This is a genomic window from Bacillus cereus group sp. MYBK227-1 (assembly GCF_051916325.1).
Lineage (GTDB): Bacteria > Bacillota > Bacilli > Bacillales > Bacillaceae_G > Bacillus_A > Bacillus_A cereus.
The window spans coordinates 386,823-406,187 of the sequence record NZ_JBQAGK010000004.1; the positions used below are offsets into that span (position 1 = coordinate 386,823).

Genomic DNA, 19,365 nt, shown 5'->3' on the forward strand with positions numbered 1-19,365 from the left:
CTCATTGGGTATTCTCAAGTTTCAATGTTAAAACGTTCGTAACACCTGGAACTTGCGAAATTTCAAGGAGTGCACTCCCTAAATAAGAAGAAGACGTTGCATTAACCTGAAGGATTACTCCCTTAGCTGGTGTTGTAACTCCAATTACCAATTGTTTAGCATTTCCTAAAGACATACTTCTTAATGCTTCTGTACTGATGTTCTGTCCTTCAACCAAAATTAAACTTTCAATCATAATTTGTCCTCCTAACTGCTACTTACACCTTTGTTTTTTTGTGTTTGAATAATGCTTTATTAAATTTGGACTTTGTTGATTTTTTTACATTACTCCAATATCCTTTACGACCTTCAATTTATATATATTGGTCAAATTAAATCGCGATCCAAAATTAAATCACCTACACCTTGAATTAAATGATACTCAGGTGTATTGATTTCTGCACTTTCAGTTAAACTATTTGGACGAAAGAAAAGAGGATTAGTTTTATATAATAAATCATTAAACTCTAAACCAGTCAGTTGACTAACCGTATTCAAAGGAACTTGGTAACTTTCAAGTGGTTTAAACCTTCTTCCTTGATTATCAAACCAAAACTCATCTTGTTTAACTAAAAAAGCAACTGAGCGTAATTTTTTCTTAGAATCAATAAAGAACATAGTTTTCCAAAAACCCGCCGGAATTTGAATACCACAACCCAAATTACCATTTTCGCCACAATATTTTCTGTCGTTTCCAGTAAAAATTGGACCTGTAAAGATGGAAATTTTTCTTGATGGATTGTCATCATGTTCAAGAATCCATTCTTCAATATCATTCCAAATTCCTTGATTAACTTCGCAATGTTGTAAAACAATATTTCCCCAGCAAAATGAATCATCATTTCCTTTCTTTGCTTCTTCTACACTTCCCCAACCGACATCCTTTCTTCGTACCATATGTCCCCTATCCCAAGGATTGTTTCGATATAATTCATTTCCAACCTGATTTTCCTCACCTATACAAGGAGCGAAGTGCCACACATCGGTCCTTTCTATATTTTTCATTAAATTTTTATCAACATTATTAGCACCATAAATTAAAAACTTGCGCCGCTTATTCATTATTAAAGAAAAGTGTGTAAAATTAAAAACTTGTCCATTATTTAAAGTTTCTTCAGCAGATTTACCAACAAGTCTTGGCAATTCTATTACATGTTCTGCTCCTAGAAATTCAGTATTAAATCCTTCACCGATACACATCTTGACCATCCTCCTAAAGCTTAATATATACCTTCACTACTCTGCTTCAACTCTATTTGCTTTATATGAATCGAATGTCTATTAGAAGTTTCTTTATGTTCTGTACAAAAATCATTTGTTTACTAAGACTAATGCAGGTAATCTTCTATTAAAGCGTATAGTACGAAGAATAATTATTTACATAAATTTAAAACCCATTCTGTTTTTAGTATGTCTTTCTCTAATAACCATTTTTTCTCACTAAGAAACTCTTTTAATTGTTGATGTTGTTGAATTGCAACATCCTTCTCGTTGAATTTTTTCAAAGATACTTCAACAATTACTTCTGAGCAACTATCCATTGACCATATTTCTACTTTCACTTTATGTCCTTGCCATTCTCCTGTATATTTCCTTTCAAATACAGGACCGTATACAATTGCTTCATTAATTTTATCCTGAGTCGTACCACCCATCTTCCAATTCCGAAACTCTTCGGGAGCATTTTGAAGGAATTTTTCACGTAACTCTTGAATTGACATTGGGTTTGAAGAATCAGGTGCTGTGTTGATCGTATCAAAAGAAAGGCTTAATGTCTTTTTTGTAAATCCCCAATCCACTTCAGGTTCAAATTTTGTACTATTTAAATCAAACCCATCTTCTTTTGCTTGTACTAACATTGCTTCAATATCATCATTGGTAATCGGGTATCTCTTTTTATATGTTAATTCTTGACCATCATCAACTTTACGGTTTCGTAAAATCCATCCCACTTGATACATTTCTTTATTTACCGTATCTATAAATTGAATGTACCGTTGCTCAGCTTTTGTAATTTTAAGTTCATTTTTACACTTTCTTGTAATTCATGCTTTTCATTTAAAATTTGATTACTTTGAAGAAAAAATTTAACTTCATACTTAATCGGATTTGAATTTTCTGACATGTTATCATCCTTCTTATTAAAGATATTCTTAAGCCGTATTAGAAACATAAGCTGTTAATATGAAAGGAAATCAGCTAATGAATCCTTAATCAATTTAGTATTTATAGTTAACATTATTTAAAGATCTGTATTAGTTTTGAAGCTTAAAGTATTCTTTTAAAAGGGTACTTTAAGCTTCAAAGAAACTAATTCTAGAATATGCTTATAATTAACAGCCAAAAAACTTATTTGGGTTTCTGGGAATTTCTCTATCAAAAAGAACTGCTTTTTTATTTTACATTATTTGAATTTAACATTATGATGCAACGATTTTTCATCCCAATATAAAACCTTTATATATTTATCGCATTTGTATTACACGATATTTTCAGATATACCTGACACCCACTTTTTTATAAAACTTCAAACTTAACTTTTAGAATTTTTTAATGTACACACCTATTAAATCAAGCAAGCCAATACCTTCTGTTTTATTCTTTTGCTAAATCTAACAATCCATTACCTACTAAACGCTTAGAATCAACAAGAGCTGTTGTTCGTTTAATCAATTGTGCATAAATTTCATCCTCTGATAACGTTCTATCAAATTCCTTATTACTTTCACAATGTTTAATAATTAATGCTGCACCACCTGAAATATGCGGAGTTGCCATTGAAGTTCCACTTAAAGTTGCATAGCCTCCACCTTTGTAAGTTGATAAAATCCCTACTCCAGGTCCAACTAAATCTACATTTTTATTTGATTCACTGAAAACAGCTATTTTTTTATTTAAATCAACAGCACCGACCTCTACAACCTCCTGATATGCTCCTGGGTAACTTAACTCATCAGTATTTTGGTTATTATCCCCACCATTACCAGCTGCACAAACAACTAATACATCATTATTGACTGCATTTATCACAGCTTGATGTAGTTCTGGATTATCTTCTTTTCCTGATAAAGACATAGAAATAACTCTTACTTTTTCTCCATTAGGGCCTCTCCAGTTTACTGCATAATTAATCCCATTTATAATCCATTCATAAGCGCCCGATCCATTTGGACCGCCTAGCACTTTAACAATAAGTAGCTTAGCTTGTGGGGCAACTCCTAAAACACCTTGATTATTTTCTGTAGCAGCAATCGTTCCTGCTACATGTGTTCCATGACCATTCATATCAGTATAATTATTTGGATCACTATTGTTATCAGTAGTAAAATTTCTTCCTTCAATAATGCGGTCCTTTAAATCTACATGGTCAATTTGACAGCCTGTATCTAGAACAGCAACCACAACATCTTTTCCTTTTTCACTTTTTTCCCATGCTGCCGGAGCATTTATTAATTTTACACCTTCAGGTATTTCACGAACTTCACTAACAACCTCCAACACATCAAAAGGAATTAATCCTACCTCGTTTTTCTTTACTTCATTTGAATTATTTTGACTCATATCTTCACCTCATGTAATAAATTTTGATTGTTTTTACACAATCAAAATTTATTCTCTACACGTATCTCACTAAATATGTAACTTATTTTTAGATTGCTCTAAAAATCTAGAAAACGATAATCTTCAACAGAAATTCTCTTAGTTTAAAAATTAAATGTATGTCAGTTTATTTTCCCAAAAATCCTTAAGACTTAAATTAAAACTTACCAATAATCCACCGTGAACATTACTAATTTCCGTGCATTTCTAATACTTTATCAAAGAGAGAGTAAAAGTTTGAATCTAATCAAACTAAATAATTTATTTAATCTCCAAAGTAGATACAAAATTTTATCGATAAAAAAATATTATCTTATTAAAAATAAGTAAACTAGTAGGTATTCTTCACTGTAATAACCGTTTTTCATATCTACATTAAATAAAAATCCTAATATATTAATTTATAGTTATAATTTCTAACTAAAATCCAAAAAGGCTTTTTCTGCAAAATTCCCCTAGTTATGTTTGCCCAATGATTTCTAATTAATTATGAAGTTTCAATATCTTTTTATAAAATTTTTACGTTCACATCACTAACTGGGGCTCCGCTCCCTCACGAAACAATTCCTGCATAAAATCTAGTTATCATATATCCCCTCGTTTAGTTTAAAAATGTTTTAAAGTAGGTGTATCCTCAATATTTTCACTTTTTATGGCATTTGTTTTTATCTTCAATTTGCTGCATTTGCAAAAGTGTTTTCTTTGCTTCTTCATTCCCCTTTTCCGCTAATTTTTCAAGCTGATATTTTGGTACAAAACCTCCACTATGAAGCTGTTTCTTGTCCATGTACTTTCCTCCTTCAACAGAATTTAATAAATTAAAGTCAATCAAAATTAGTATGAAGCAATCGTATTTCTTTATACACGCATGCACAATTTTCAATTTATCCAAAACAAATTATTTGGTTAGACTTTTTATCATTTTAGCCAAGAAGACTCCTTCCTCAAGGAGCGTGAAGAGGCACAGCCCAGTAAGTAGGTGGGAGATGAATTGGCTTCGAACAAGGGATGGCAGGAAGCCATCTTAATTGTTCGACATACAGAAAGTGTTACTCCACTACCTATCGAATGTACGTTTGGTGTATAATAGTCATATACCGAAATGGAGGTGAATTAAATAATGATGAATAAAGCCTATAAGTTTCGTATCTATCCAAATCAGGCACAAGCAATTCTAATCAACAAAACGATTGGGTGTTCTCGCTTTGTATTCAATCATTTCCTATCCTTATGGGATCACGCATACAAAGAGACAGGAAAAGGCTTGACCTATGGTACATGCTCTGCCAAACTTCCTGCCATAAAGAAAGAGTTTGTTTGGCTAAAAGAAGTGGATAGTATTGCGATTCAGTCGTCTGTTCGCAACCTTGCGGATGCGTATACACGCTTTTTCAAAAAACAAAACAGCGCACCGCGCTTTAAATCTAAGAAGAACAACGTACAATCTTATACCACAAAACAAACAAATGAAAACATTGCCGTTGTAGGGAACAAAATAAAGTTGCCGAAACTAGGCCTTGTTCGATTTGCTAAAAGTCGCGAAGTAGAGGGGCGTATTGTCAATGCTACGGTTAGACGGAACCCTTCTGGTAGATATTTTGTGTCACTATTAGTTGAAACAGAAGTACAAGAACTTCCGAAAACACATTCTTACATTGGAATAGATGTAGGACTAAAAGATTTCGCTATTTTGTCAGATGGAACACACTATGAAAATCCGAAGTTTTTCCGATCATTAGAAGATACGTTGGCGAAAGCACAGCGTGTGCTTTCTAGAAGAATGAAAGGATCTTCTCGCTGGAATAAACAACGAGTAAAGGTAGCTAGAATTCATGAATACATATCAAATACTAGAAAAGATTACTTGGACAAAATTTCAACTGAAATCATCAAAAACCACGATGTTATCGGTATAGAGGATTTGCAAGTATCGAATATGTTAAAGAATCATAAGTTAGCAAAAGCAATTAGTGAGGCATCTTGGTCGCAATTTCGATCCATGTTGGAATACAAAGCAAAATGGTATGGCAAACAAGTCATTGTCGTATCGAAAACATTTGCTTCCAGCCAATTATGTTCGTGTTGTGGATATCAAAATAAAGACGTTAAAAATCTAAACCTACGTGAATGGGACTGTCCTTCTTGTCGTACACACCATGATAGGGATATTAACGCAAGTATCAATCTAAAGAATGAAGCGATAAGGCTTCTAACCGCAAGGACTGCGGGGTTAGCCTAATCAATTAGAGTTCGATAGAACTCTTTACTTAGGAATCCCTCACTTCTAAACGAAGTGAAAGTGGGGGTAGTTCAAGTAGATCAATTGAATATTTTAATATTCCAAGTTCTCTCATTTGAACTGTAAAGAAATTAGGGTTTTCATTTAGAGAGTATTTCCAGACCCAAACTCAATTGCGATAGGATAACCCATATAGAAAAATTTTAAGTTTATATATTATATGTCCGGATCCTTATACGTTAAGGATCCGGTTACTTACTTACTTACTTACTTACTTACTTACTTACTTACTTACTTACGATCTTTTATCATGTTATCTTAAAAAAGCTTTAGATTATTAAAAATTATTTTCTCATTTATTTTCCACACATAATTAACTGTCAACGTATTATAATCTCTTCCAAATGAAGATATATGTTGTAAATATACTATTGGAATGTCAATGACTTCTACGTATAAATCATCTATTACACACGAAAGATGAATTTGCAAATCATTCGCTCTATGTAATTGATCTACTTTCCCCTAATCAATTAAAATTATCTTCTTATAACTTACAGCATCAAATCTTTTTATTGCCTCTTTCACTGCGAATTCAACTACTTAATAAAAGGATTATCTTATGCACATTAATTTCGTTTCAAAGCTTCTTTCACTGCATCAAATGCGTCCACTCTACCATGTCCAAACCATGGACTCCATGTCCCATCACTGCTTCCAATATTAATAAATGTACCTTTATCAAATGGTTGAATTGGTGAAATGTCCCACGATGTATCCATATCAAATGAACTTGGTGGTGTCTTTGAATAACCCTCAAAGTTCAAATTTTTAGATGCTGTGCTTTTTAAAATAGAAATCACTTCTAAAGCTGATAAATGTGGATTCGCTGAAATAGTTAAAGCCGCAATCCCCGCTACTAAGGGAGTTGCACTGGAAGTACCACCAAAACGACTTGTTACATTTTCTGGTATACAATTCCCATGTAAAACTGGGATAGAACCAGTTGTTGTCGTAATTGGTACTCCTTTAACAGGCATTCGAAAATATTCGTGCAGATTGCTACTAGGTGCAGTTATTGAAAGTCCAAAACCATAATTTGAATAATGACTTCTTTGCGCTAGACTACTGAGTGCTCCTACAAACATAACACCAGAAATACTAACTAAAGAGTGATGAAAATTTTTAGTTTTTATTACACCTACCCATGAACCATTTTCCCATCCATCAGTATAGGGTACATCAACCAAAGCATTATGCTCAATTGGACAATTCTCATTCCCTGCTGCCCACAAAAAAACAATGCCTTTACGTCTTCTTCCACCAGTTCTTGTTAATTCAGTGATTTTCTCCAAGACTTGAATAGGCCATGTTCTTTCAGGACTCCTTCCCCATGAATTTGAAAAAACATCTACCTTATCAGCAATATAGTTTAAAACAGTGATTAATTTTGAATCAGTTATAAATAAACCTTCTTCGTTTGATTCCCATTTTATAGGTAAAAGCCGACAACCTGGTGCTGCACCTACTGTAAACTGTGCATCAACTTCTGCTGCAATTACTCCAGCGCAAGAAGTACCATGATTTTTACACGTTATATACATTTGTTGTTTTTGAAAGTCACTATCTGTATTTACAAATAGTCGTTCATTTTTAAAGTATCCATAGCTAGCAAATTTGTTAGTTGAATTAAAATCTGGATGATCTACTTTACATCCATCATCTGAAAAACCTATAACAACTTCTTCACTGCCAAAATGACCAAGCAATTTCCATGCATCTTCACATCTTGTGGAAGAACGCAAATCATATTCTGCATTTCGAAAGTGCGTATGTAAATGCCATTGCTTAGAATACGATTCATCATGCGGTATTTCCAAATCATACGTATGCATCCGATGATTTAAATCATGATCTGCTACTTCTACATTTACTTCTTCTTCCATAAGTTTAACAATTAATTTGATCGGATTCATACCAGTAGCATTAGTAAGTTGAAACAGATAATTATAATCATCATATTTCTGTAGTAATACTAATTTATAACGTGTAGTGAAAAGAATAACCTCTTCTTCAGAATATATTTTACGAAACTTTACAAATATACGATCTGTAATAAGAAATTCATCGTTTGTTTCCATACGATAATATGCATGATGTGCAGGCGCTATTTCTCGTGCAGCATTCATCAAATCCTCAAGGTTACTTTCATCTGTTGTAATACGAAAAGATGCTGGAGATACTTGTTCAACCTCTGATTTTTTATGTACTTCCTTTAAATTATCAGGACTTGTTCTAATTACAAATTGATTTTCTCGTTTTTGAAGTAAAACCTTTTTTCCTGCACGATAAGTATATAATTCTTGTACCATAACACAGAACCTCCTGATTATAAGGAAACATTACTCAAGTTTTTATCGATTAATATATAAACTAGATTATAAATTCCCTTTATGATTATAAAAATTAGGGCTATGCATTTATTTCTTAACCCTTTTACAATTTTTTCATTTGATCAAACTTGCCTCTTTAAAAGTGTTTTCCTTTTACATTTAATTCCATATACCGTTCTCCACAGATAAAAAACATAACTTATTTCATTAACACTTTTACAAACATTATATTTTCAAATAATAACTTCTTTATTTAATTCCTTACACGCCGTAATAATAGACCCCTTGATAGAATTACAAATATTATTTTAATTACTACTTTTACATTAGTTATATGTACATATTTTCAATCCATATATATTATGAGCTGATATTTGAATATTTTATTCATAAATTTTTCATTATAAATTCTTAATAAAAAAATACTACTTCACATTTTTACTAAAGTATTTTTAGGATAAAAAATAAGATACGGATAATACTACATTCTGATTAAACAAATTTTTAGGAGCTGATAGAATTGCCGTTAAAAAACTATGGAGTTTTAAAAGGGAAAGTTGTAGGGTATACCCCTCCTGATAATAAGGATAGGACACCCCATTTTACAGTTAATGTCTCGGATAATAATAACCGTGAATACGAAATTATTATTAATGTAAAATCAAAAAAACGACCATCCGAGTTATTATATTATGCAGGTAAAAATTTTCATTCCGAACAAATTACAAATCTACCTAACTTAAATTATGGTTTCACAAAAATCACTCGTAACAACAGAGAAATTGCATTAGATTATATTCGTGGCAATTTACTTGATCGCTGTAAATTAGTCCCTCTTCCAGTAACTGCGCCTGGAGAAGATAACGACTTACAAGACAAATTTTTAAATTACATGAAAACATCTGCAAATAATCCCAAAGTCGATATGTATGCTTACGGTGAAGAAATCCCACCTGGAATTCATGATGTTCATATGAACCAAGGAAATGTAGAACAATTCAGAGTGGATGATGGTATTTGGCAAGACGGTGGTGTACTTTTCCATTATAAAGACACTGATAAATGGGAAGCTGTATTTTTAGCTTTCCAATCACAATCATGGTGTACAGATGATGACGGACATGCAACCAAGCCTGTAGAAGAATGTAATTACAAAAGCGATTGTTAAGAATAAAGTATATAGATAGTAACGATCTTATAAAACCATTTTTGATACACATTAAAATATTAAGTTATTTCTAATACCTATCTTGGCATTAACAAAAAAAGATTAACTTTGAATTTTTCCCATCAAAAATTAAGAGACAGTGTAAACTTACACTGTCTTTTTTTAAATCCAATTAATTTAAGTTATTATGATAAACCTAAAATTCAGAATTAACGTGGTATCTAGTTATATTTATAAAGAGGTTGTCTTAACAATGAATGAACAAATAGAAACCCCATTTAATTATATAAAAAATATATAATTAAATGGGGTTATTTGCGTTATAAATTTTAAACCAACATATCAGCGAAAGAAGATCCAACATTATTTTTACGTTTCATATGCTTTTCTAAATATATTTTAGTGGTTTGTATATTTTCATGACCAAGTGTTTGCATTAAATGATATAAATCTGCATTTCCCTGTTCTACTGCCATAATGGCAAAAGCATGACGAAATGTATGCGCTGTTACTGGATTTTCACGATACAGTAGAAACTCTAAGTTTGTCTTTTTTACCATATCTGTTACTTGATTCGATAGTGTTTTAGAGTTATAAGTATTTCCTCTTTGATTTATAAATAACGGACTCTCATCCCCTTTTTCCAATACGGTTTGGCATCCTCTTCTCCGCCTCATTTCACAAATACACTGGTATAAATGTTCCGAAATGAAAAGTTCACGCACTTTATCCCCTTTTCCAGTAACTTTTAACCAGTACTTTCCGTCATAATGTAAATCCTTCACCCTCGCGTTGCACAATTCTTGAATTCTTGCACCAGTACTTGCCAGGGCAAGTACAATTGTATAGTTTACTAAATGTCCTCTTTCTTTATAAAACCCTAAAATTTTCATAACCTCATCATAGGATAGATCCCGATTTGGCCGATCTTGTTCATTTACATTTGCGCGCTGCAGTTCTTCATGAAGAGGTTTTTCAATATAAGAAAATACATGAAGATGTTTTAGAAAAGAACGAATGAGCACTGTTTTCTTTGCAAGTGTTGCGACTGCATATGTGTCACCATTCCTACCGTTCTCTACCCGTTTCAACCAAGAATTGTATTTACGAATATGCCAAGGTTGCAATGTTTTCAATAAAGATTCCTTTTTCTGTACCTCCTCCCCATTCAATTCAAATTCTTCTGCACGCTGCACCATGCACTGACAAAATGATACGATTTCTGAGATATAACTCTTTTTTGTATCCTCTTTTCTATTCTTCTTTTCATCCATATCTTTTTGTAAATGTACGAAATGATAAATGACTTCTATATCACTTAAATACGTATATTTATTCTTCCCCTCTTTTTCTGCAACCTCCATCTTCTCTTCCACCTTATCTACATAACTATTGTTATGCAGAAATGGAACGATATCTCTTATATTCTCTACATATGTATCTATATACTCACTTTGATTGTTTATAATTGATAAATTTTCTTTTATATATTTATTATTCATATTTCGAATTAACCTCTCCTATTGAAGATTATAAATATAATTATCTTTATTACTTATAATTATTATTTTATTTTACTTCTACTAATTATACAAATGATAATTCATTTTATTTCTGTAAGAACGCTACATTCTTCTCTATTTACTAATACTTATATTTTTTTATAATTTATTAGTAAATATATATTATTTACTAGTTAACTTCTTAACTATCATAGATATATTATAATAAAAACAACTATAAAAATTTATTAATATATAAAATGGATTGAAAAGATTATCAAACTATAAAAATGAATAAGATGTTTAATAAAATCTATTTCTTATTTTAAATATAAATCAGATTCTGATATGATATATACATATCTAAAATATTAGCAAACGATAGTTATGGAGGTGTCATTTCATGACACAAGATTTATTGTTCATTACAAAACCTACTGTAACGACAAAAGAGGCAGCCGACTTATTAGGAGTAACGGTACAAACAATTTTAAAAAAAGAAAAAGATGGATTAATAGAATGTGTATATAAAGATAACTGGAAGCAATTCGGTAGTAAGATTTTCTATTTAGAGGATATTGAACGTTTAAAAAATAAAAATGAGGTTAAAGGCCTTAGCACGAAAGAAGTAGCTGAAATTCTTAATGTTGCACCATCTACTATCTTTACATACATCAAATCTGGAAAATTACCCGCAACAATGGTAGAAAAACGAGGAAAACAAGTATATATTATCGATGAGGAAGAGCTAGAGATTTTTATGCTTGATTATGAAAAAACTAAAACAAAAGAGCGAAAAACATTTATTACTAAGATTCAAGATGAAGATATATATTTATATCAATTATTAAAACATCTATACACTGGAAAAACCGCTAGGGTAATAGAGATTAATGGAGGAGACGGCAAGATTCTTACAGAGGACGAAGAAATTTTCCCTCTATCCACTTATAAGGAACATGATTACTCCTTTGAACCTTTCAATAAAAAAGCGGTAATTACAAAACGAGGGTATTTATCTTTTTCATTTAAAAAACCTCAACTATTTAATTCTATCACTTATAATCTAATAAATTTATTTTATAAAGAGCTAGGTGTTACAAATATGCGATTAAGTAATTCATCAGATACTATCAGATTAGAAATTAAACCTTTTGTATTACAAGTAGATCCATTGCAGTTTCAAGAGGAAATTAAATACTTACATTCTCATATGAAATCCGGCACGATCCTTCCACATGTAGAAGGAATTTACTTTAAAAGTAATGTAGAGCCATTAACTTTTCATGTGGATCATCAATTCAAGCAAAAAGTAGTTCAGATGGCAGCCGGTGCTGGTATGGGACAAGAAGAATTCTTATTGCAAGCTGTAAAATCTTATATAAGAAATTTAGAATAACATTAGATTTCTTATAAATTAGAAGAAGCGTAGAAAGGTTTAATTTCTACGCTTCTTAAGTTATTCAATTTAATCATTCTATTCTGTGGGAGCGTCATGGCCCGCGACATTCTTGTTTCCTCAATTTGGTTCTTATTATTCAAATTGCCCACGCATTTTTATTCCCAATGGGTACACCTGTCTTCTTTTCTGTGTACACCTTTTCTGTCCCATTGGTATCTGATTTTATAGTATTAACCCTTACATCATATTTCTCAGCTACATCCTTATACTTCATACCTTACATTTTATCTTCTTGAGCTAATTCGTGTCTATGTTTTAATTCATATCACCCCACATCTTCTATATGATTCTCCTAGATCTTGTTTTCTACATGAAGCTACACTTTAGAAAACAAGATCTAGGAGAATCATACATGAAATATTTTAAAGGAAAACAATTCAAGAAAGATATTATTTTAGTAGCTGTCGGCTATTACTGCCGTTTTTCTTTAAGTTATCGAGATGTACCTGAAATCCTAAAGGAACGTGGCATTTCAGTTCACCCAACAACCATCATGCGATGGGTTCATGAATATGGCAATCTCATCTATCAAATTTGGAAAGTGAAAAATAAATCTGCACGCTTATCTTGGCATTTGGATGAGACTTAAATCAAAGTTAAGGGAGAATGTCATTATCTCTATCGTGCAATTGATAAGGATGGACATACATTGGATATTCAACTTCGTAAAAAACGAGATCATCAGGCTGCCTATGCCTTCATGAAAAGATTAGTAAAACATTTTGGAAAACCAACGGTTCTCACTTCAGACAAAGCACCAGCATCACTTTGCGCATTTAACAAATTAAGAAAACAAGGATTTTATCCAACTACAATCCATTGTACAATCAAACCTTTAAACAATCTTATTGAACAGGATCATAGGCATGTAAAGAGACGTTTTGCCAGATCCGCAGGATTTCAAAATCTTCGTCATGCTTCACGTACCATAAAAGGGATTGAAACCATTCATGCCCTATATAAGCAAAGGCGAAGTCTTCAAAGAGACTCCGCCTTTTCAACGTACAATGAACTTCAACAATTACTAGCTATTTCCTAAACATTGCTCCTCATTTATCAACCTGTTTATGCTTTTTTCAAACTTTGCAACAGAACCGAAGAAAGAATGTTATAATAAATTTTATTATTTTACTGTATTGCATTGGAGGCACTTAACTTGGAAATTAGGAAAGCAAATAAAGAAGATATAAAGGGCGTTTCAAGGGTTTATGTTGATAGTTGGAGGACTACTTATCGTGGTCTAGTACCTGACGATTATCTGGATGAATTATCGTACGAAGATGCAGCAAAAAGATGGATTGATTTTTTAAATAACGAAAATGAACCTGTTATTTATGTTGCGATTAATGATACAGGGAATATTATAGGTTTTGCATCAGGTAAACGTATTGATGAGAAAAATTTTGATGGAGAACTATATTCGCTTTATCTCTTACAGGAATGTAGAGGATTAGGTGTTGGTAGGCAGCTTATTTCAGCTATTGCTAAGCATTTTAAAGAAAACGGTATTTATTCTATGATGGTTTGGGTAATGAAACAAAATAAATCTGGACTTGGTTTTTATGAACGTATGGGAGGAAAAGAATATATTCATAGGACTAGTACGTTTGGAGGAACAGTAGTAAAGGATGTTGCGTATGCCTGGAAGGAAATTTCAGACTTATGTGTTGAGTAAGAGTAAAAAAGTGAACCTTGTTTAATTAACAGGTGCAATTGTTTAAGATCAAAGGTAGAAAATGATCAAACTTTTTTATAAAATCGAAACTTAAATATGCTAGAGAAAAAGCCATTTTGAATGAAGTGACCCCCGAAAGTTAGACAGGTCGTTTCATTAGGCAGCCTCTAGGGTATGAGCCCGGTATTGTACTGGGCTCATACCCTTTAATTTTGCCTTAATTCTTTTATGGTTATAGTATTCTATATACTTTGCTAATTCTTGTTTGAAATGTGTTATACTTTCAAATTCTTTTCGATACAGAAATTCCGATTTCATGATACCGAAGAAATTTTCAATAACGGCATTGTCATAACAGTTTCCTTTGCGAGACATACTTTGAGTTATGCCACTCTTCTTAAGAGAATGCCGGTATTGTTTCATTTGATAGTGCCAACCTTGATCAGAGTGAATGAGGAGTTTATCCGGATCGGTTACACAATAAAGTGCTTGGTCCAACATCGTTGAAACAAGGGAATAGGTCGGTCTGGGGCCAATTGTATACGTGATAATTTCACCATTAAATAAATCCAACATTGGTGATAGGTATAACTTCTCCCCAAATAATTTAAACTCCGTAATATCTGTAACCCACTTTTCATTTGGTTTTTCAGCTTGGAAGTTGCGCTTTAAAATATTTGGCGCAATTTTCCCAACTGTCCCTTTGTAAGAGCGATATTTTTTCATACGAACCAGACATTTTAACCCTAATTCTTTCATAAGGCGATACACTTTTTTATGATTTATTTTGTGTCCACGATTCATAAGTTCATCACGAATACGACGATAACCATAACACCCATCGTGTTCATTATAAATAGCTTGAATCAGTTCTTTTACCTCCGCATTTTGATCAGGACGATTAAACTGTTTTATCCAATAATAGTACGTACTACGTGGCATCTTGGCGAGTTGAAGTAACTCCTTGACAGGAAATTCATGCCTTAACTCATAGATTACTTGCGCTTTGTCTTGTTTTGAACTAAGGCATTCAACTTTTTTAAATATGCATTTTCCATACGTAAACGCTCATTTTCTGCTTGTAAGGCTTCGATAGATCCTTCAACTACTGATTTTGTTTTTTTATCTTTCATGGTTGGACGCCCCTTTTTCTTTGATTGTAGGGCATCCACTCCTCTTGTTTCATACGCTATTTTCCATTTCCGAAGCGTTTCATAAGACGGAATATTGAAAAGTGCCGCTGTTTCTCTGATAGATGTCCCGTGTTCATTCATATAATAAAGTACATCTAGTTTATACTGGGCTGGGTAGAATGTATAGCACTTTTCAAAGGCCTTTTCACCTGAAGACTCATATCGTCTAATCCACTCACGAAGTACGCTAGGGTTAACTCCTATAGATTTAGCAATTATTTTTCCACTTTCTGTACCATCTAAATATCGTTTCACCGCTTGGATTTTTTCTTTTGAAGAAAATTTAGCCATAAAAATGCACCTCCAATTGTTAGACTATGTCTAACAATTGGGGTGCACTTCAGATCAATCTTTTTTCAAAATGGCTTTTTTATTTATCATAAAATACGGGTTTGTAAGGTGTTTTTAACCAAACTTTAATTCAAAGCAACAATTGTTTAACTTATTATCATACGATAGAAATTAAGTATTTACAGTAACCATTCAATGGATGATTAGGGTTAACCCATAATAGGCAAATTACTTAATAAAAATAAACAAAACGATATTTATGATCTCAATAAATCAATTCTGGAAATAAAAGTAAGACTATGACCTATTTTTACACGTATCTCGGCTGTCCCCCATTTACTAAGAATAATGAATCTACTTAACTAATTGTTGTTGAATCTGCTTAATTAAGTGTTCAGCGCCTTCAGGACTAAGAACGATTTGCCCATTTGCTAATGATATATTTCTTTCTGAAATATCACCAGTTACTACACAAGCATCGTAAGATTTATATTTTTGTAAAATGATCTTTTCATCTTCTACAAATATTTCTACAGGATCTTTTTCTGTAATTCCTAATGTTGTTCTTAACTCTTTTGGAAGAACAATCCGCCCTAATTCATCTATCTTTCGTGTAACACCTGTTGATTTCATGTTAATACCATCCTTTTATTATTAATTACTACTCACCTATGAACAAGCGGATTAAATGTTGTTTTTCTAGTAATCTAACACAAATTTAGTTTTTCTAATAACCAGTCTTGCACTTCATCTTTTAGGTCTATACCTACAGCAATAGTTCCAAGTATTACACCTTTTCCAATAAGGTTTATATCTACAGACATTGCTACCTTTACTGTCTTAATTTCATATGTAACTGTTTCGATGTGTTTTTTTGGAACACGGATAAAGTTAATTAAACCTGAGGTTTCAACATATCTTTCTGTAATTTTAATTTTATTATCTTTCCAAGAAAACTCCGTATCTGTAACTGTTTTAGGATTTTTTGTTCCAAATAAGCCCACAAGTAATAGACCTCCTATATAGTAATATCACAACCTTATCATATAGATAGAAATATTTATAGGGTGACATAACAAGAATGTATAAATAACAAAAGAGAGAACGTATACATTACGTCCTCTCTTTTGTTAAATATGTTCTCCATGGTCAATATAATTATCACCGTATTCGTATGCTGGTGCAGGAGGTCTGCCATGGTCAAGAGTAATCATACCTGCATTTCCGTACACATTTTCATAGCTAGAAATATAATCTGGTCGTTGTGGTGCAGGAGGTCTACCATGATCAGCTTGTGATGTATAAGATTCTGCAAAAATTCCAATAGTTAAAACAGCAGAAAAACTAAACAATCCCATTAGTACTTTTTTCATTTTAACGCACTTCCCTTCTGAAGTAATTCTTTAGCATCATAAGATATATTAAAATATTGGCTAGCTTTCTCATGATTTCCTTCTTGATAAAGTTTTTTCGCTAAAATTCCAGCGTACTCTTCCATAAAGCCATAAAGTTTTTGGGATTCAAAGTAATTTAGTCCATCTGTAATCGTTGTTTCTAGATTCTGCTTATAATTTTCATCGTACTGTGCTCGAAGTATTCGTAAATGATGTGTATATTCAACATCAGCTAATTCAAATCCTTGAATCAAAAACTCCTGCGCTTTCTCGATTTCGTTTAACTTGAAATGTTCTCGAGCCAATAAGAACACAGTTTTATGATAAGGTCTCTCACATTTATAAACATCCATTAAATGTCGAATCGCAGTTGCGGATATACCTTGTTTTGCATATAGAAAACCTAAGTTGTATTGAATTAAGGTAATCAGTCGAGTACAGTTATGTTTTTTAGCCATATCTAAGCACTTAACAAAAAGCTCTTCTCCTTGTTCAAACTGACTTAAAGTGACACTTGCCAATCCCAGGATTGTATCGCATTCAATTTGATTCACTACATAATCTTCATGCTTTTTGTATATGTCTTTTGCTTTCATGACATGCTTAATTGTTAATAAAGGTTGTTGAAGATGGTAATATAGTTCACCAAGTTTATAATTAAATTCAGCTTTTTCAATGTCATTAGGAATATACTCTAAAAGTCGTTCAGCTTCTTCAAATTGCTCCATAGCCTCCATATAGTTAGCAATCATGGTGTTATGCACAGCTTTATAGAAATGGTAGTAGTATTTTAAATATTCATCAATGGTTTTTGTTGTAAGTTTTTCAACTGCATCAAAATCACTACGAGTTACATATGATTTATTTATTAACACTTTAAAACTATAATCCAATAGAGAATAATACAATAAGAGATTTTGATCTTGTAGATCCCGATTTTGCTCGACCATTAAGACACTAATCTTTTCATCAACTTCTTCTTTCATTCTTGTCGCTTTTGTTATTTGTTTAGATAAAATAACCTTATACCACTCATTTAATAGTTTCGTAACTTTTTCATTATTCAGAATTATCATATCGCAATCTCCTTTATTTTGTTTATATAAAAACAATCATAACAAAGTTTAATTGTAATAAGCTGTAAAAAACAACTTTATAAAAAACATTCTAAATATTCTTATAATAATTTATCAATTGACTGAAAATTATCGGTGAATCGTTAGATTGTGATGAAAGAATAAACTATATAAAACTAGTTGTAAAGCTAGTATTGGTATAGTGTGAACCATATTTGTCGAAACTTTTTGGTGATTATTTGGTTGTTAAGTATTTATTTTCCGTATTTATAGAGTTAAAATTTAACTTTGCTAACAAATAAAGGTAAATTAGCATGGTATTGTCTTAATTAATATTTTAGGAGGTATGAAAAATGAAAAAGATTAGTAAAGTTTTAAGTGTAGCAGGATTATCTCTTGCTATATTCGGAGGAGGAACAATTGCAAGCGCAGCTGAGGATAACACAGTTGATTCTACTGTAAAAAAGGTAATGTATTAGATTTAACAGATCAATCGAATGTACAAATAGGTGAGGTACTAACGTTTGGGGAACTTGTTAATCAAATTGCTGCAGATACCAATAAACCTAGAGAAGAAATTTCTCAGCAACTCATAGCTCAGGGAAAAGCTCATGGACAATCATCTGCTACAACACTTGCCGGTACGTACCGAACACTAACAACTAATTTTTCAGTAACACCTTTCTATAGCCCTTCATTAAGGTTTTATTGTGAAACAAATGAATGGAGTGGAAGCTTCAGGGGTATTAAGGAAATAAAACATATTAATATGAATAGAGATGCAAATGGTCTTTCTAAAACGTTCAGTGGTACAGTTCAAGCGAACTTAGAGGATCCTAACAGAATTTTCTATATTGTTAATGGTGATTTTCATAATAATGGCACAACTACTTTTAATGGCAATGTATCCATTACTGTAGGGAAGACAGGAAGTGTAGGTTTTAGTGCATCTTATGCGACAAGTCACTATAAATATATTTATAAAGAAGGATATGTATATTTTTAAAGTAGATAAATTTTTAAATGGTCGATTACTTCTTAATTACATGTTAAGTTCGTTATACATGCTAATTTAATGGAGGTGATCTCTCTGCAACCTAAATATATTCTGTTTATTCAAATTCTAATAGGAATACTAATAATCATGGCACCAATTATTATTACTGGTGAATTATATGATGTTTCAAAGACTATGGGTGATTTGCTAGTTGCTGAATTAATTATAAGAACACTTTCTTTCATAATAGGACTTGTAGTTATTAGTAAGGCGTTTGAAAAGTATTCTAAATAGTTATGAATACGTTATTTTCTAGCAATTTATAGAAAAGGGTTA

General features: G+C 31.9%; 20 protein-coding genes and 2 pseudogenes. 8 read left to right on the forward strand and 14 right to left on the reverse strand.

Going from position 1 to position 19,365, the window contains the following annotated elements:
• Nucleotide 1: 1 nt before the first annotated feature.
• From ACTFRM_RS20935 to ACTFRM_RS20960, 6 genes are all read right to left on the reverse strand, one after another.
• Nucleotides 2-235 (reverse strand): hypothetical protein, encoded by a 234-nt coding sequence (locus tag ACTFRM_RS20935; RefSeq protein WP_000573034.1) that lies wholly within the window; start codon nt 233-235, stop codon nt 2-4.
• Nucleotides 236-366: 131 nt separating this feature from the next.
• Nucleotides 367-1,239 (reverse strand): DNA/RNA non-specific endonuclease, encoded by an 873-nt coding sequence (locus ACTFRM_RS20940; protein WP_440043551.1) that lies wholly within the window; start codon nt 1,237-1,239, stop codon nt 367-369.
• A gap of 173 nt (nt 1,240-1,412) precedes the next feature.
• Nucleotides 1,413-1,991, reverse strand: coding sequence for a hypothetical protein (locus tag ACTFRM_RS20945; protein ID WP_088321864.1), 579 nt, complete (start codon nt 1,989-1,991; stop codon nt 1,413-1,415).
• A gap of 26 nt (nt 1,992-2,017) precedes the next feature.
• A complete protein-coding gene (locus ACTFRM_RS20950) occupies nt 2,018-2,164 on the reverse strand; it encodes a hypothetical protein (protein WP_176397619.1) in 147 nt (48 codons plus the stop codon).
• 470 nt (nt 2,165-2,634) lie between these two features.
• On the reverse strand, nt 2,635-3,600 hold the full coding sequence (locus tag ACTFRM_RS20955) for a S8 family peptidase (RefSeq protein WP_000081359.1): 966 nt from the start codon (nt 3,598-3,600) through the stop codon (nt 2,635-2,637).
• A 682-nt stretch (nt 3,601-4,282) separates the two neighbouring features.
• A complete protein-coding gene (locus ACTFRM_RS20960; RefSeq protein WP_000358797.1) occupies nt 4,283-4,426 on the reverse strand; it encodes a hypothetical protein in 144 nt (47 codons plus the stop codon).
• A 333-nt stretch (nt 4,427-4,759) separates the two neighbouring features.
• Between ACTFRM_RS20960 and tnpB the strand changes: the two genes are divergently transcribed.
• Complete coding sequence (tnpB, locus tag ACTFRM_RS20965) at nt 4,760-5,878, forward strand: IS200/IS605 family element RNA-guided endonuclease TnpB (RefSeq protein WP_400589622.1); 1,119 nt, start codon at nt 4,760-4,762, stop codon at nt 5,876-5,878.
• A 629-nt stretch (nt 5,879-6,507) separates the two neighbouring features.
• Here tnpB and ACTFRM_RS20970 read toward each other — a convergent pair.
• Complete coding sequence (locus tag ACTFRM_RS20970) at nt 6,508-8,250, reverse strand: S8 family serine peptidase (protein WP_440021295.1); 1,743 nt, start codon at nt 8,248-8,250, stop codon at nt 6,508-6,510.
• 541 nt (nt 8,251-8,791) lie between these two features.
• Here ACTFRM_RS20970 and ACTFRM_RS20975 point away from each other — a divergent pair.
• The gene (locus tag ACTFRM_RS20975; RefSeq protein WP_001128577.1) at nt 8,792-9,439 is read left to right on the forward strand and encodes a YukJ family protein; all 648 of its coding nucleotides are present in this window, start codon (nt 8,792-8,794) and stop codon (nt 9,437-9,439) included.
• Nucleotides 9,440-9,768: 329 nt separating this feature from the next.
• On the opposite strand, the gene ACTFRM_RS20980 is transcribed toward ACTFRM_RS20975, so the two are convergent.
• On the reverse strand, nt 9,769-10,941 hold the full coding sequence (locus ACTFRM_RS20980) for a tyrosine-type recombinase/integrase (protein ID WP_440043552.1): 1,173 nt from the start codon (nt 10,939-10,941) through the stop codon (nt 9,769-9,771).
• A 403-nt stretch (nt 10,942-11,344) separates the two neighbouring features.
• On the opposite strand from ACTFRM_RS20980, the gene ACTFRM_RS20985 reads away from it, so the two are divergent.
• Nucleotides 11,345-12,340 (forward strand): helix-turn-helix domain-containing protein, encoded by a 996-nt coding sequence (locus ACTFRM_RS20985; RefSeq protein WP_440043553.1) that lies wholly within the window; start codon nt 11,345-11,347, stop codon nt 12,338-12,340.
• An 87-nt stretch (nt 12,341-12,427) separates the two neighbouring features.
• Here ACTFRM_RS20985 and ACTFRM_RS20990 read toward each other — a convergent pair.
• Nucleotides 12,428-12,617, reverse strand: a pseudogene (locus tag ACTFRM_RS20990) (hypothetical protein); the annotation flags it as partial.
• 138 nt (nt 12,618-12,755) lie between these two features.
• On the opposite strand from ACTFRM_RS20990, the pseudogene ACTFRM_RS20995 reads away from it, so the two are divergent.
• Nucleotides 12,756-13,442, forward strand: a pseudogene (locus ACTFRM_RS20995) (IS6 family transposase).
• A gap of 117 nt (nt 13,443-13,559) precedes the next feature.
• Complete coding sequence (locus tag ACTFRM_RS21000) at nt 13,560-14,078, forward strand: N-acetyltransferase family protein (protein ID WP_440043554.1); 519 nt, start codon at nt 13,560-13,562, stop codon at nt 14,076-14,078.
• Between the two features lie 156 nt (nt 14,079-14,234).
• Here the strand turns inward: ACTFRM_RS21000 and ACTFRM_RS21005 are convergent.
• The 5 genes from ACTFRM_RS21005 to ACTFRM_RS21025 all read right to left on the reverse strand — a co-directional run bounded on the left by ACTFRM_RS21005 (nt 14,235) and on the right by ACTFRM_RS21025 (nt 18,032).
• A protein-coding gene (locus ACTFRM_RS21005; RefSeq protein ID WP_440043555.1) for an IS3 family transposase occupies nt 14,235-15,562 on the reverse strand; the annotation gives its coding sequence in 2 pieces (ribosomal slippage) (nt 14,235-15,121 and nt 15,121-15,562; 1,329 coding nt in all).
• Nucleotides 15,563-15,916: 354 nt separating this feature from the next.
• Nucleotides 15,917-16,195 carry an AbrB/MazE/SpoVT family DNA-binding domain-containing protein gene (locus tag ACTFRM_RS21010; RefSeq protein WP_166695717.1) on the reverse strand — a complete coding sequence of 93 codons (279 nt, stop codon included), beginning with the start codon at nt 16,193-16,195 and terminating at the stop codon, nt 15,917-15,919.
• Nucleotides 16,196-16,269: 74 nt separating this feature from the next.
• A complete protein-coding gene (locus ACTFRM_RS21015) occupies nt 16,270-16,566 on the reverse strand; it encodes a hypothetical protein (protein ID WP_098674949.1) in 297 nt (98 codons plus the stop codon).
• Between the two features lie 126 nt (nt 16,567-16,692).
• Entirely contained in the window at nt 16,693-16,935 is a 243-nt protein-coding gene (locus ACTFRM_RS21020; RefSeq protein ID WP_166695718.1) for a hypothetical protein, read from the reverse strand.
• Nucleotides 16,932-18,032 (reverse strand): aspartate phosphatase, encoded by a 1,101-nt coding sequence (locus tag ACTFRM_RS21025; protein WP_440043556.1) that lies wholly within the window; start codon nt 18,030-18,032, stop codon nt 16,932-16,934. The genes ACTFRM_RS21020 and ACTFRM_RS21025 overlap by 4 nt, the downstream gene beginning before the upstream one ends.
• A 353-nt stretch (nt 18,033-18,385) precedes the next feature.
• Between ACTFRM_RS21025 and ACTFRM_RS21030 the strand changes: the two genes are divergently transcribed.
• The 3 genes from ACTFRM_RS21030 (at nt 18,386) to ACTFRM_RS21040 (ending at nt 19,323) form a co-directional block, all read left to right on the forward strand.
• Nucleotides 18,386-18,511: a hypothetical protein gene (locus tag ACTFRM_RS21030; RefSeq protein WP_440043558.1), complete on the forward strand. Its 126-nt coding sequence runs from the start codon at nt 18,386-18,388 to the stop codon at nt 18,509-18,511.
• A gap of 290 nt (nt 18,512-18,801) precedes the next feature.
• Entirely contained in the window at nt 18,802-19,038 is a 237-nt protein-coding gene (locus tag ACTFRM_RS21035; RefSeq protein ID WP_166695719.1) for a hypothetical protein, read from the forward strand.
• 69 nt (nt 19,039-19,107) lie between these two features.
• A complete protein-coding gene (locus ACTFRM_RS21040) occupies nt 19,108-19,323 on the forward strand; it encodes a hypothetical protein (RefSeq protein ID WP_033667167.1) in 216 nt (71 codons plus the stop codon).
• Nucleotides 19,324-19,365: the final 42 nt, after the last annotated feature.